12 protein-coding genes are annotated in these 14354 nt (G+C 65.7%); 5 read left to right on the forward strand and 7 right to left on the reverse strand.

Going from position 1 to position 14354, the window contains the following annotated elements:
• Positions 1-32: 32 nt before the first annotated feature.
• Positions 33-1247 (reverse strand): RtcB family protein, encoded by a 1215-nt coding sequence (locus tag B4I46_RS02410; protein WP_123753516.1) that lies wholly within the window; start codon positions 1245-1247, stop codon positions 33-35.
• A 45-nt stretch (positions 1248-1292) separates the two neighbouring features.
• Positions 1293-2438: a slipin family protein gene (locus tag B4I46_RS02415; RefSeq protein WP_054916416.1), complete on the reverse strand. Its 1146-nt coding sequence runs from the start codon at positions 2436-2438 to the stop codon at positions 1293-1295.
• A gap of 611 nt (positions 2439-3049) precedes the next feature.
• On the opposite strand from B4I46_RS02415, the gene rtcR reads away from it, so the two are divergent.
• On the forward strand, positions 3050-4633 hold the full coding sequence (rtcR, locus tag B4I46_RS02420; protein ID WP_123753517.1) for an RNA repair transcriptional activator RtcR: 1584 nt from the start codon (positions 3050-3052) through the stop codon (positions 4631-4633).
• 85 nt (positions 4634-4718) lie between these two features.
• Positions 4719-5804, forward strand: coding sequence for a dienelactone hydrolase family protein (locus B4I46_RS02425; protein WP_177346343.1), 1086 nt, complete (start codon positions 4719-4721; stop codon positions 5802-5804).
• A gap of 244 nt (positions 5805-6048) precedes the next feature.
• Here B4I46_RS02425 and B4I46_RS02430 read toward each other — a convergent pair whose 3' ends face one another.
• The 3 genes from B4I46_RS02430 to B4I46_RS02440 are packed head-to-tail and all read right to left on the reverse strand — an operon-like array spanning position 6049 to position 9816.
• Positions 6049-7257, reverse strand: coding sequence for an SGNH/GDSL hydrolase family protein (locus B4I46_RS02430; RefSeq protein ID WP_043861881.1), 1209 nt, complete (start codon positions 7255-7257; stop codon positions 6049-6051).
• A 2-nt stretch (positions 7258-7259) separates the two neighbouring features.
• A complete protein-coding gene (locus B4I46_RS02435) occupies positions 7260-8426 on the reverse strand; it encodes a DUF459 domain-containing protein (protein ID WP_286898470.1) in 1167 nt (388 codons plus the stop codon).
• Positions 8413-9816 (reverse strand): MBOAT family O-acyltransferase, encoded by a 1404-nt coding sequence (locus B4I46_RS02440; protein ID WP_286898471.1) that lies wholly within the window; start codon positions 9814-9816, stop codon positions 8413-8415. The genes B4I46_RS02435 and B4I46_RS02440 overlap by 14 nt, the downstream gene beginning before the upstream one ends.
• A 244-nt stretch (positions 9817-10060) precedes the next feature.
• Between B4I46_RS02440 and B4I46_RS02445 the strand changes: the two genes are divergently transcribed.
• From B4I46_RS02445 to dxs, 3 genes are all read left to right on the forward strand, one after another.
• A complete protein-coding gene (locus tag B4I46_RS02445; RefSeq protein ID WP_043861884.1) occupies positions 10061-10303 on the forward strand; it encodes an exodeoxyribonuclease VII small subunit in 243 nt (80 codons plus the stop codon).
• Positions 10300-11187, forward strand: a complete 888-nt coding sequence (gene ispA / locus B4I46_RS02450) for a (2E,6E)-farnesyl diphosphate synthase (RefSeq protein ID WP_043861885.1) — start codon at positions 10300-10302, stop codon at positions 11185-11187. The genes B4I46_RS02445 and ispA overlap by 4 nt, the downstream gene beginning before the upstream one ends.
• Before the next feature lie 152 nt (positions 11188-11339).
• Entirely contained in the window at positions 11340-13238 is a 1899-nt protein-coding gene (dxs, locus tag B4I46_RS02455) for a 1-deoxy-D-xylulose-5-phosphate synthase (protein WP_286898473.1), read from the forward strand.
• A 62-nt stretch (positions 13239-13300) separates the two neighbouring features.
• Here the strand turns inward: dxs and B4I46_RS02460 are convergent, their stop codons facing one another.
• Positions 13301-13720, reverse strand: coding sequence for a hypothetical protein (locus tag B4I46_RS02460; protein WP_043861887.1), 420 nt, complete (start codon positions 13718-13720; stop codon positions 13301-13303).
• Positions 13717-14334 (reverse strand): GTP cyclohydrolase II, encoded by a 618-nt coding sequence (gene ribA, locus B4I46_RS02465; RefSeq protein ID WP_043861888.1) that lies wholly within the window; start codon positions 14332-14334, stop codon positions 13717-13719. Before ribA ends, B4I46_RS02460 begins: the two co-directional genes overlap by 4 nt.
• Positions 14335-14354: the final 20 nt, after the last annotated feature.

Consider the following 14354-nt stretch of genomic DNA (forward strand, 5'->3'; position numbering starts at 1 on the left):
CCCCTTCGCCGGCACGGCCGGCGAAGAGGCCGTCAGCCTTTCACACACACCACCTGACGCAACGTGTGCACCACTTCCACCAGCTCGCGCTGCGCCGCCATCACCGCATCGATGTCCTTGTAGGCCATCGGGATCTCGTCGATCACGTCCTTGTCCTTGCGGCACTCCACATGCGCGGTGGCGCGCACCTGGTCCTCAAGGGTGAAGGCCTGTTTGGCCCGGGTACGGCTCATGACCCGCCCGGCACCATGGCTGCAGGAGCAGAACGATTCCTCGTTGCCCAGGCCGCGAACGATGAAACTCTTCGCGCCCATCGAGCCTGGAATGATCCCCAGCTGGCCCTTCTGCGCCGACACCGCGCCCTTGCGCGTCACCAGGATCTCCTGGCCGAAGTGCTGCTCTTTCTGCACGTAGTTGTGGTGGCAGTTGACCCCCTGCAGGTTGGCCTCGAACGGCTTGCGGATGACCTGGCGCGTGGCCTCGATCACCGCGTGCATCATCAGTGCACGGTTCTGCCGGGCAAAGTCCTGGGCCCACTCCACCGCCTGGACGTAATCGTCGAAATGTCGGCTGCCTTCCTCGAAGTACGCCAGTTCCTTGTCCGGCAGGTTGGCGATGTGCTGGCGCATGTCGGCCTTGGCCAGCTCGATGAACAGGTTGCCGATGGCATTGCCCACGCCCCGCGAGCCGCTGTGCAGCATGAACCACACGCGGTCGGCCTCATCCAGGCACACCTCGATGAAGTGGTTGCCGCCGCCCAGGGTGCCCAGGTGCTGGCGATTGTTGGTCTTCTGCAGCTGCGGGTACTTGTCGGTGATCGCCTTGAAACGCCCGGCCAGGGCCGACCACGCCTGATCGGCGGCGGTCGGTACGTGGTTCCACGCGCCCTGGTCGCGCCGGCCGAAGGTCTTGCCGTGGGGCACTGCCTTCTCGATGGCGCTGCGCAGCCCTTGCAGGTTGTCGGGCAGGTCGGCCGCCACCAGCGAGGTGCGCGCCGCAATCATGCCGCAGCCGATGTCCACGCCCACCGCCGCCGGGATGATCGCGCCCAGGGTCGGGATCACGCTGCCAATGGTCGAGCCCTTGCCCACGTGCACATCGGGCATCACGGCCAGGTGCTTGAAGATGAACGGCAGGCGCGCGGTGTTCATCAGTTGCTGGCGTGCGTCCTCGTCCACCGGCACGCCCTGGGTCCAGAGCTTGATCGGTTTGCCGTTGGCCACTTCGAGGATGTTCATGTGTTTCATCTCAATTGTCCTTGTAGCCCGCCAGGCCCGAAGGCCTGGCAGGTGTCATGCGGTTTTCAGGCTGACCAGCCCATTCAACACCTGATCCAGCCCGCCGAATACCGAAATCCGGTCGATGCGCTCGGCCACCCGCTCCAGGGTTTCCAGCTCCTTCAGGCGCAGGGCCGTCGGGTTGTCTTCCATGACCTTGGCGGTGTTGAGCAGCGAACGGGTCGCCGAGGTTTCCTCGCGGCGCCGGATCACGTTGGCCTGAGCCGCCTTCTCCGCCTCCACCACTTGCGCCAGCAGGGTCTTCATTTCACCCGGCAGAATGATGTCGCGCACGCCCAGGCCGCTGACCTCGATGCCGCTGCCCACCAGTTTCTCGGCCAGGTACTGGCTGACGGTGTCGTCGATCAGCTGCTTGTTCTCCAGCAGCTCGTCGAGGGTACGCGTGCCCACGGCCGCACGCAGGCCGAACTGCACCTCGCGGTACAGGTGCTCCAGCGGTTTGCTGAGGCTGGCGAAAGCCATCAGCACGTCGCTGTAGCGCCAGTTGGCCGCCAGGTTCAGGCGCAGGCTGACCTTGTCGCGGGTGAGGATCTCCTGGCCGCTGACCTCCAGCGACTGGATGCGCATGTCGACCATGTCGACGCTCACCTGGCGGTTGAAGCGCCAGAAGCCGTACTGACCGGCCGGCAGCAGCTCGACCACTGCGCCATCGACCTTGAGCACGCCCACATGGAAGGCCGGCACCGGCGCCAGCAGCACCGCATCCAGCCCGGCCAGGGTGCGACCGCGCAGCTTGGGCTGGCCGAGCTGGCCGAGCAGGGTCGGCTCCAGGCGATAGCTGTGGGTCAGGTCGATGCGCTGCAGGGTCTGCGCGCTCTGGCCCTTCCAGTACAACTGGCGGCTGCCCGGTGGCAGCAGTTCCGCCAGTGCGCCATCCTCGAAACGCAGGCCCACTTCGTGTTCGGCCAGGTCCATGCGCTCGAAGTACTGATCCACCACCGCCGGCTCGCTCTGGCGCAGGTAGCCGGCCAGGCGGTGCTCGAAGCGCGGGGTGTTGAGACTGAAGGTTTCCACCGTCAGCCGGTTATGCAGGTCAAAGCGCTGATGCACGCCCGGTTCCAGGATCGACACGAAGTCGCCCTCGCAGAACAGCAGGCCGCGTTCGTTCTTTTTCACGATGAAGCGCTTGAGCAGTTTCATTCTGTATTTCCCTTTCAATGAATTCCGTGGTGCCGGTGCTGCCGGTACGCCGAGCGCTGCAGGTGGGGCCCGGGGGGAGGTGCACGCGCCGGGACATCAGAGTCCTTTGCCGACCGAGTCCTTCGGTCCGACGTTGCGCCTTGCCCCGGGCCCGGCCAGCAGGCCGGGCGTACCAGCGGTGGCGGGGGCGTCCTTCGCGACAGTCAGCCATCCTGGCTGCAAGTGCGTTGCCCTCGCCTCACCGGCGGGTGTTACGGGTACAGCTACCGTGGAGGGTATGTAACGAGTTCTAGGCTCGTTGGCGGCCCCATCCGGGGTTGCGCCAGCGACCGGTCGTTGCGGCGGCGGCATGCACGACACCAACACCAGAGGTGGGCTCGTGCACCGGTGGGGTTGTGAACCCCGACCCGTTGGCCTGCTTGGCGATGCGGTCGAAAGAGTTATTGCGAGGGGCGTGCCAGGTTTCGTAAAAGCGCTAGAATTTATTTTCAACTAATTGATTTATAAGTGTTTTATTTTAATCTTCGTTAAATGAACCTGCGCACCGGGCAAATGCTTGAGGGCTTTTATGTATACTTTTATCTCTTCATTTATCCAAAAAGATAAACAGCATGCACAAGCGCAGCGTTGCCATCGGCTTCATCGGTACCACCCTCGACCGCAACGGAAAGGGTGCCGCGCGCTGGAACAAGTGGCGGCCCACCGTCGCGCTGTGCCAGCAGCCGGATCTTTCGATCGATCGCCTGGAGCTGATTCACGGCAAGAGCGAACGTGATCTGGGCCTGGCCGAGCGCCTGCGCGAGGATGTACTCAGCGTGTCGCCCCACACCGAGGTGCGCCTGCACCGCTTGGCTCTGCACAACCCGTGGGATTTCGAAGAGATGTACGGCGCGCTGCATGACTTCGCCAGCAGCTACCACTTCGACACCGAGCACGAGGACTACCTGGTGCACATCACCACCGGCACCCACGTTGCGCAGATCTGCTGGTTTCTGCTGACCGAGGCGCGCTACCTGCCGGCGCGGCTGGTGCAGACCTCGCCGGCGCGCGGCAAGGAAGAAGAGCGTGACCCGGCCGGCACCAGCACGCTGATCGACCTCGACCTGTCGCGCTATGACCACATCGCTTCGCGCTTTCAGCGCGAGCAGGCGCACAGCCTGGCGTTTCTCAAGGCCGGCATCGCCACGCGCAACGTGGCGTTCAACCACTCCATCGAGCAGATCGAGCGCGTCGCCCTGCGCTCCACCGCCCCGATGCTGCTGGTGGGGCCGACCGGTGCCGGCAAGTCGTTTCTGGCCCGACGCATCCATGAACTCAAGCGCACGCGCCACCAGCTGGAGGGCCGCTTCGTCGAAGTGAACTGCGCCACGCTGCGCGGCGACGGCGCCATGTCGAGCCTGTTCGGGCATATCAAGGGCGCCTTCACGGGTGCACAGAACGCCCGCGACGGCCTGCTGCGCGCCGCCGACGGCGGCATGCTGTTTCTCGACGAAATCGGCGAGCTTGGCGCCGACGAACAGGCCATGCTGCTCAAGGCCATCGAAGAGAAGCGCTTCTTCCCGATGGGCGCAGACAGCGAGGTGCAAAGCGACTTCCAGCTGATCGCCGGCACCCACCGTGACCTGCGCAAGCAGGTGGCCGAAGGGCTGTTTCGCGAAGACCTGTATGCGCGCATCAACCTGTGGACCTTCGAACTGCCGGGGCTGGCCGGGCGGCGCGAAGACATCGAGCCGAACATCGATTTCGAACTGCAGCGCCACGCCCGCGAACAGGGCCGCAACGTGCGCTTCAACCTTGAAGCCAAGCGCCAGTACCTGGCGTTCGCCCATTCACCGCAAGCACGCTGGGCCGGCAACTTTCGCGAGCTGTCGGCCTCGATCACGCGCATGGCGACCCTGGCCGACAGCGGACGCATCGACGAGCCCTTGGTCAGCGAAGAGATCACCCGGCTGCAACGGGCCTGGGGGGTTGCGGCGCCCACCGAGCCGTTGCTTGAAGGGCGTGAGCTGGACCTGTTCGACCGCCTGCAACTGGAGGCCGTGCTGCGGGTGTGTCGCGATGCCCGCTCGCTGTCCGACGCAGGGCGCCAGCTGTTTGCGGTGTCGCGCCAGGACAAGGAAAAACCCAACGATGCCGACCGCCTGCGCAAATACCTGGCGCGCTTCGAACTGGACTGGAACCAGCTGCGCAGTTGAGCTGCCATGCTAGAATCCGCGCCCCGGCCGTATTGGCCGGCACACTTTCCCTTCCACCGAAAAAGGACTCTCGGTCTTGTCGTTCATGACATCTCCTCGTCTGCACTTTGCCACCCTCAGCCTGTTCACCGCCCTGAGCCTTACTGCCACCGCCAGCTTCGCCGACGAAGACGAGGCCGTTGCCAAGGGCCGCTGGCAGGGCCTGGCCGGCATGGCCAACCTCTACCTGAACGATGCCGACGCACAGGAATTCATCGATGCCGGCGACAAGGAGAAAAGCGAGCACGACAACATGGCTGGCGCCCTGGCCTATTACCTGACGGCCGCACGCCTGGACCCGAAGAACGCCTATGCGTCCTACCAGGCCGGCGCCGCCCTGGCCTCGATGGAGAAGTTCGATCTGGCTGGCGACCTGCTCGACCAGGCCCGCGAGCGCGGTTTCTGGCAGGCCGTGATCCTGCGTGACGACGACGAGCTGGAGGGCATGAAGGACGCACCGGCCTACAAGAAACTACTGCAGAGCGCCGAGGCCAACTACGCCAAACAGGCCAAGGATGCCGGTGCGGCGGCGTTCAGCATCCCCGAAGGCAAGGCCCCGGCCGGCGGCTGGCCGGTGGTGGTGTGGCTGTCCGGCTACGGCACCGAAGGCAGCAAGGGCATTCGCATGCGTGAAGAACTGGTGGGCGAACGCGCCGTACTGGTGGGCGTGAACGGCACGCTCAAGCGCGACGAGGGCCAGTTCATGTGGCAGCAACACACGGTCGAGCCGACCGAGAAAGCCGTGGCGGCCGCGCTCAAGGCCCTGGAAAAGCAGACCCGCATCGACCGCTCGAACGTGGCGCTGATCGGCTTTTCCCAGGGCGCCGAACATGCGGCGCACCTGATCGCCGAATACCCGCAGCATTACAGCGGCGCGGTACTGCTGTCGCCGGGCGGCTTTCGCATTCCATTCGCCGTGCAGAAGGCCAAGGACAAGCGCATCGTGATCGTGCACGGCGCCAAGGAGCATTCGAGCAACCTGGAACTGACCGCAACCACGCAGAAGGCGTTCGAAGGCAGCAACCCGGTGCAAAGCCACGAACACCCGGCCGGGCACACCTTCCAGGATGACTGGGAAACGGCGTATCGCGGCTACCTCGATTACGCGTTGGGGCTGACCCCGGCGGGCTGACTACAGCGCGGCTTTCGCCAGCAAGGCTGGCTCCTGCAGAGTGGGGATAAACGGCAGGAGTCAGCCTTGCTGACGAAGAACCCTTCGAGATCTGTCCAAAAGTCCTACAGCAGGCCCCAAAAAACCATTCTATGCTTGCACCTGAGTTCGACGCCCCTGTGGCTCGAAGCTGGGGGGCTGTTATCGATGCACCGGGGCGCCGCAAGCCAATCCCGACACCGATACAGCCCCTCTTTTTTTTGCCTCAGCGCAGCCCCAACTGCCCCCGCAGGTAGTCATACAGCCCCGACGCACTCTTGCGATAGCCATCGGCCGTCAGGTGCACCAGGTCGCCTCGCGCCAGCCCCTCTGCCTGCCACCGCGCAATCGAGCACTCCCCGCCCATGTAGGCCTGCCAGTCCCAGAACAGCACGTTGGCCTGGCGTGCCACCTGGCGCTGGATCTGCACCACCTGCGGCAACGACTGCGGGCGCCGCGTCGCGCAGGTGCGCGCGCCACGCTGCTTGATCGAGTCCGAAGGCCCCACCAGCAGGATCACCGCCCGTGGCTGCACCCGCTTGAGCTGGGCCACGGTACGGCGCAACTGGTCACGGTACTTGGCCATGTCCAGGGTGTTGTCGAACGCCTCGTTGGTGCCATAGGCCAGAATGATCAGGTCCGGGCGCAGGGCCTTGAGGTTTTCCTGCCAGCCAGCCTGCCATTTGTCCTGCACCTCCAGCCGCGCACCGTTGATACCCAGGGCCGAATAGGTCACCCCGGCGTTCTTCTGGCCCTGGATGTACCAGCCACCCAGCACCGTGCCCGGGTGGGCATTCAGGCTCATGTCCACCGGCAGGCTGATGCTGTTGAGCGGCGGGCTGAAGCGCCACTGCCCGTTGCTTGCGGCCAGCATCACGCGGCGCGCCGCGTTCTGCCCGCCACGGGCGGTAAGGCTGCTGTTCTCCCGCGCCTGGTACAGGGCCGAGATACGGTAGCGCTGGGCACTGGGCTCGCGCGCCTCCAGGCGCACGCTCGGGTTCGCCGCCAGCGGTACCGACAGGTAGCCCCCCAGCGGGAACTGGGTGCTTTGCTGGTTGCGCGCCGACACCAGCTCCCACTGGCGCCTGGCCGTCTTGAGGATCAGGTTGTCGTAGCGCGTGCCAGGTACCGGTGTCGCCGCCACAAAGCCTATGCCGCCATCGCCGTACTGCGACTGCAGCAGGCGACGCATCTCGCCGCTGAACAGGTCGGCGGCAGTGTGCGAATCTCCGAATTGCACGATATTGACCGGTGTGCGACTGGAGGTGCGCAGCTTGCCGGCCAGCACCGCAAGGTTGCCGTCACGGCTGCCGGTCGCCTTCTGCTGCACGGCGAGGGGGCGCGCGGCCGGCGCGTTGACCGCCGCCACCGGGCTGCAGCCCGGCAGCGCGCAGATCAGCGCCGCCAGCACCAGGATGTTGTGCGCTCGGCGCATGCTCAGTGTCCCGTTACGGTCAGGCCCGGGAAGGCGATCATCGACAGTACCTGCTCGGCGATCAGCTTCTGGCCCGTGGTGGTGAAGTGGATGCCGTCGTCGACACGGGTCTTGACCCGTTTGCCCTGGCTGTTCTGCAGGGTATAGGAGAACTCGTCGGCCTGGTAACCGAGCACGCCGTTGGCCGACACGTAATGCTGCTGGTACAGCTGCGCCTGGCTTTCATACAGCCCGCTGAGATAGGCCATGGCCGTCGACAACCTGGGCTTTTGCATGTTGGGCGGGCCGACCCAGATCACCTGCACATTGTGCGCGCGGGCCTCGTCCAGGATCCGGTCGATGCGCTTGCGGTACAGCGCCTCCCACTCAGGCGATTTGAAGCGCAGGAACGGCTTGCCCTTGGACTCGGGCATGTCCCACGGGTCGTTCGGGCCCAGGAACACCACCATCAGGCGGATGTTGGGGTGATTCTGCAGCGTGTCGGACACCGTCTGCGGCCAGTTGAAAAAACCGGGGTACGCCAGGCCCGTGCTCTGGCGGCTGAGGTTGACGCTCTTGATCTGGTAGCGCTTGAGCAAGGTGTTGGCCAGGTGCGGCGCCACGCCCTGCATCAGCGAGTCGCCCACCAGGAACACTTCGTCGCCAGCCGCCAGGCTCACGGCCTTGGGCGGCTGCCCCGGCACCAGCGGTTGCGCCGCCACCTTGACCGGTTGCGCGGCGGGCGCCTGCGCCACAACCGGCTGCACTGTCGCTGGCTGCACTGCAGGGGGCCTGGCCGCAGGTGTCGGCGCCACCACCGGTACCTTGGCAGGCGCCGGCGCCTTGGCATGCGGCTGCGCCAGGTCAACCAGCACCACCGGCATACTGGGCGGCAGCTCGACCGTCGGCACGCCCTCGGCCTGGGCCAGCAGGGTCTGGCGCTCCAGGCTGTCGATGAAGCTGCTGCGCGCATCCCCCAGGGCCTGGGTCAGGTTGCCGCCCAGGCGCCACGCCTGGCTCTGCCCTACCCAGGGCAGCTCGCAGCTCTGGTGGTACTTCTGCTGGCAGTACAGGCTGATGGAGTTCTGGTTCAGCCAGAACAGCAGCAAGGTGGTGACCAGGATCGCGTACAGCACCTTGGCCGCGCCCATTTGCGCCTTGAACAGCTGACCGGTACTAGAAGCTTGCATAGATGAACCCCGGCACGCCCGATTGCGAAGCGAAGATGACCAACGACACGAACAGCCCCAGCGGGATCGGGTAGAGCTGCCAGGGCAGCCGGCTGCTGGCGGCAAAACCCTGGCGCAGCAGCGCCAGCACCTGCGGGTACACCGCGATATACAGCACGCAGCCCAGCAGCAGCAGGCCGGTGGTGCTCAACAGCCCGCCCAGGCTCAGGCCGGCGATGCCGCCGAGCATGTCCAGCGCATCATCCAGGCTCGCGCAGCGAAAGAAGATCCAGGCGAAGGCGACGTAGTGGAAGGTCAGCAGGCGCGCCAGCACATCCGCGCCCGGCCAGCGCATCGGTTGTGGCAGCACATAGGTTGAGGCCTTGTACAGCGCCAGCCCCACGCCGTGCAGCGCACCCCAGATGATGAAGTTGAGGCTCGCGCCGTGCCACAGCCCGGAAACCAGCATCGCCAGCAGCATGTTCAGGTTGCCGCGCCATACGCCCTGGCGGTTGCCGCCCAGCGGGATGTACACGTAGTCGCGAATGAAGGTCGACAGGCTGATGTGCCAGCGCCCCCAGAACTCCTTGAGGTTGCGGGCCGCGTAGGGCGCATTGAAGTTGGCCGGCAGGCGAAAGCCCAGCAGCAGCGCCACACCGGTCACCAGGTTGGTGTAGCCGCTGAAGTTCAGGTAGATCAGCAGGCTGTAGCCGTACACGCTCAGCAGCAGTTGCTCGGCGCTGAAGCCGCTTGGGGTCTCGAACACCGGGTCGACCCACTCGCTGCCCAGCCAGGCACTGAAGAAGAACAGCTTGACCACCGCCAGCGCAATCAGCCCCAGCGCCCGTTGCGGCTCCAGCACCTGGCGGATCTGCGCCGGGCGAATCTGCGGCAGCATGTGCGCGGCGCGGTTGACCGGGCCAGCCACCAGGCTGGGGAAGAAGGCCAGGTACAGGGCCAGGTCCAGCGGCGCGGCCGGGGCCATTTCACCGCGGTTGATCGACACCAGGTAGCTGACCGAATGGAAGGTGTAGAACGACAGCCCGATCGGCAGCAGCACCTCCAGCACCGGCAGCGAGACGTCCAGGCCCAGGTCGGCCAGCGCGGCCTGCACGCCCCCCACGAAGAATTCCTGGTACTTGAAGACATAGAAGCAGCCCAGCACCAGCAGCAACACCATCAGGTAGGTGAAGCGCCGTCCGGGATATCGCGCGCTGAACAGCCCCAGCAGGGAGACCAGCAGGGTGTAGCCGAGCAGGATGTACAGCGAATCGAGGCTGAAGCTTGCGACCAGCGCATAGCTGCCCGCCAGCAGCAGGACGTTCTGCAGGCGAACGCTCCAGCAAAGGCTCCAGTAGACCGCGAAAAACAGAGTGAAGCAGAGGCCGAACTCGATCGAAAGAAAGCTCACAACGTAGTCCATTACGCGACATGGAAGGGGGGACCCTGACCCGGATACAACCCGCGGCGCAGAGCGGGCGCGATTATGGCAGACAGCAGTGAGCCCCCACAATGCAAGCGGTGCAGGAAAATCAAGCCTGTTCCCACGGCATTTATGCAACAGAATGCGACGAAAGATCACAGGCGCTGATTTGCTCCCCCTGCCCTGCTCTGCTAGTGTCGCGCCGTTCAAACCGCCACCAGAGACAGCCGCCATGGCCCGAAAAAAAGCTGCCATTGACTTCGAGCAATCCCTTGCCGACCTGCAAGCGCTGGTCGAACGCCTGGAGAACGGCGAACTGTCGCTGGAAGACTCGCTGACCGCCTTCGAGCAAGGCATCGGCCTGACCCGCGATTGCCAGAGCGCCCTGACCCAGGCCGAGCAGAAGGTCCAGGTGCTGCTGGAGCGCGACGGCGAGTTGCGCGCCGAGCCGTTCGACGCGGAACAGCCAGAATGATTGCCGCCTACCAGGCCCGTTGCCAGGCCCAGGTGGATGCCGCGCTGGAAACCCTGTTCCACGCCCCCTCGAGCGAACTCGAGCGCCTGTATGCCGCCATGCGCTACAGCGTGATGAACGGCGGCAAGCGGGTACGCCCGCTGCTGGCCTATGCCGCCTGCGAGGCGCTGGGTGGCGCCAGCAGCGATGCCGACGGCGCCGCCTGCGCGGTCGAGCTGATCCACGCCTATTCGCTGGTGCATGACGACCTGCCGGCAATGGACGACGACGACCTGCGTCGCGGCCAGCCCACCACCCACAAGAAATTCGACGAGGCCTGCGCGATCCTGGCCGGCGACGGTTTGCAGAGCCTGGCCTTCAGCGCCCTGCTCGACCCGCGCCTGAGCCCGCAGAGCGATGCCATTCGCCTGGCCATGGTGCAGGCCGTGGCCCAGGGCGCCGGCCCCGCCGGCATGGTCGGTGGCCAGGCCATCGACCTGGGCTCGGTGGGGCTCAAGCTCGATCAGACCGCGCTGGAATACATGCACCGGCACAAGACCGGCGCGCTGATCGAAACCAGCGTCAAGGTCGGCGCCCTGGCCAGCGCGCGGGCCGATGCCCAGACGCTTGCGGCCTTGCAGCAGTATGCCCAGGCCATCGGCCTGGCGTTCCAGGTGCAGGACGACATCCTGGATGTCGAGAGCGATACCGCGACCCTGGGCAAGCGCCAGGGCGCAGATATCGCCCGCGACAAGCCGACCTACCCGGCATTGCTGGGGCTCGAAGCCGCCAAGGCCTACGCGCTGGAACTGCGCGACCAGGCGCTGGCAGCGCTGGCTGGGTTCGATGACAAGGCCGAGCCGCTGCGGGCGCTGGCGCGGTACATCGTCGAACGCCGCAGCTGACCGCAGCGGCCCTTCGCCGGCAATGCCGGCTCCTGCATAGAACCCTGTAGGAGCCGGCATTGCCGGCGAAACGCACACCACATACCTCAATGGGCAGCCTTCACCGCAATAAGGTAAACTGCCGCCTCATCACACCTATAACGATTCGCCTGATGCCCACGACGTTTCAAGAGATCCCCCGCGAACGCCCGGTCACGCCGCTGCTTGACCGTGCCGATACGCCAGCCGGCCTGCGTCGTCTGGCCGAAGCCGACCTGGAGAAACTGGCCGACGAACTGCGCCAGGAGCTGCTCTATAGCGTCGGCCAGACCGGCGGGCACTTCGGTGCCGGCCTGGGCGTCATCGAACTGACGATCGCCCTGCACTACGTCTTCGACACCCCGGACGACCGGCTGGTGTGGGATGTGGGCCACCAGGCGTATCCGCACAAGATCCTCACGGGTCGGCGCGAACGCATGCACAGCCTGCGTCAGAAGGACGGCCTGGCCGCCTTCCCGCGCCGCGTCGAGAGCGAGTACGACACCTTTGGCGTCGGGCACTCCAGCACCTCGATCAGCGCCGCGCTGGGCATGGCCATCGCCGCCCGCCTGCAGAACCAGGCACGCAAGTCGATTGCAGTGATCGGTGACGGCGCGCTCACCGCCGGCATGGCCTTCGAAGCGTTGAACCACGCCCAGGAAGTCAACGCCGACATGCTGGTGATCCTCAACGACAACGACATGTCGATTTCGCGCAATGTCGGCGGCCTGTCCAACTACCTGGCCAAGATCCTCTCCAGCCGCACCTATGCAAGCATGCGCGAGGGCAGCAAGAAGGTGCTGTCGCGCCTGCCCGGCGCCTGGGAGATCGCCCGCCGCACCGAAGAGTATGCCAAGGGCATGCTGGTGCCCGGCACCCTGTTCGAAGAGCTGGGCTGGAACTACATCGGCCCGATCGACGGCCACGACCTGCCTACCCTGATCGCCACCCTGCGCAACATGCGCGACCTCAAGGGGCCGCAGTTCCTGCACGTGGTGACCAAGAAGGGCAAGGGTTTCGCCCCGGCCGAGGTCGACCCGATCGGCTACCACGCGATCACCAAGCTCGAACCGCTGGACGCCCCGGCCACCGCGCCGAAAAAGGCCGCCGGGCCGAAGTACTCGGCGGTGTTCGGCCAGTGGCTGTGCGACATGGCCGCCGCCGACCAGCGCCTGGTGGGCATCACCCCTGCCATGAAGGAAGGCTCGGACCTGGTGGCCTTCAGCGAACGCTACCCCGAGCGCTACTTCGACGTGGCGATTGCCGAGCAGCACGCGGTGACGCTGGCGGCGGGCATGGCCTGCGAGGGCGCCAAGCCGGTGGTGGCGATCTATTCGACCTTCCTGCAGCGCGCCTACGACCAGCTGATCCATGACGTGGCGGTGCAGAACCTCGACGTGCTGTTCGCCATCGACCGCGCCGGCCTGGTGGGCGAAGACGGCCCGACCCACGCCGGCAGCTTCGACCTGTCGTTCCTGCGCTGCATCCCCGGCATGCTGGTGATGACCCCCAGCGACGAGAACGAACTGCGCAAGATGCTCAGCACCGGGCACCTGTACAACGGCCCTGCCGCCGTGCGCTACCCGCGTGGCAGCGGGCCGAACGCGACGATCGACGGCGACCTTGAGCCGCTGGAGATCGGCAAGGGCGTGATTCGCCGCCAGGGCAGCAAGGCCGCCCTGCTGGTGTTCGGTGTGCAACTGGCAGAAGCGCTGAAGGTGGCCGAAAACCTGGATGCAACCGTGGTCGACATGCGTTTCGTCAAGCCGCTGGATGAAGCGCTGGTGCGCGAGCTGGCTGGCAGCCATGACCTGCTGGTGACCATCGAAGAGAACGCCATCATGGGCGGCGCCGGCTCTGCGGTCAGCGAGTTCCTGAGCGCTGAAGGCGTGCTCAAGCCGATGCTGCACCTGGGCTTGCCGGATGTGTACGTCGAGCATGCCAAGCCGGCGCAGATGCTGGCCGAATGCGGGCTGGATGCTGCCGGGATCGAGACTTCGGTGCGTCAGCGGTTGCAACTGCTGGGCCTTTAGACCCTTTCGCCAGCCAGGCTGGCTCCTGCCTGCAGGAGCCAGCCTGGCTGGCGAAGGGCGCATCAGCCCAGCTGACGCGGTACCCGGTACAGGTAAAGGATCACCACGCTGGCGATGGCCAGCAGAATCTGCGGCACTCCCTCCAGGCCCACGAACACCGACAGTGCGGCCACCCACGCCGGCAAGCAGGCAAACAGCATCGACACACGGCGAACCCGCGCCAGCTCTATCCAGGCCGCCGGCTCTTCAGCGCTGTTCAGCGCCTTTTCAGTGGCAATCAACGCACGCTTGTAGGCGCTGAAACGCGGCAGGCTGAAGAACATCGAGGCCAGCCCGGCCAGAAACACCGGCATCACCAGCAGCGGGACACGCGCCACGCTGCCTCCGAACGCCCAGCCGAACACCAGCAGCGGCGCCAGGGCAATCGCGAAGAACTGCCACCAGGCGAACGCCAGCCGCCGCTTGACCTGACCGCGGGTCACGCCCGACCGGCCTCGCCCTGGTGCTCGTTGCCCATCATGTGGCCGAGCTTGCCGGCCTTGGTGGCCAGGTAGTGCTTGTTGTGCGGATTGTGCCCGGTGTGCAGCGGCACGCGCTCGGCTACCGCAATGCCCATGGCGGTGAGGGCTTTTACCTTGCGCGGGTTGTTGGTCATCAGGCGCAATGACGTGACGCCCAGGTGCTCGAGCATCGGCTGGCACATGGCGTAGTCACGCTGGTCGGCGGCAAAGCCCAGGCGCTCGTTGGCCTCGACGGTGTCGGCGCCGCCGTCCTGCAGTTCGTAGGCGCGAATCTTGTTCAGCAGGCCGATGCCACGGCCCTCCTGACGCAGATACAGCAGCACGCCACGGCCTTCGCGGGCAATGGCCTGCAGAGCGGCCTCCAGCTGCGAACCACAGTCGCAGCGCTGGCTGAACAGCGCATCGCCGGTCAGGCATTCGGAATGCAGGCGCCCCAGTACCGGCTCGCCATCGGCTACATCACCCAGGCTGAGCACAACGTGCTCGCGGCCGGTGGCTTCGTCGAGAAAACCATGCATGGTGAACGTGGCAAAGGGGGTGGGCAGCTTGGAAGCGGCAACAAAGACGACGGGCACCTTGTGCTCCTGATCAATAA

This window comes from Pseudomonas sp. UBA7500, assembly GCF_002478435.1.
GTDB classification, from domain to species: Bacteria; Pseudomonadota; Gammaproteobacteria; order Pseudomonadales; family Pseudomonadaceae; genus Aquipseudomonas; species Aquipseudomonas palmensis.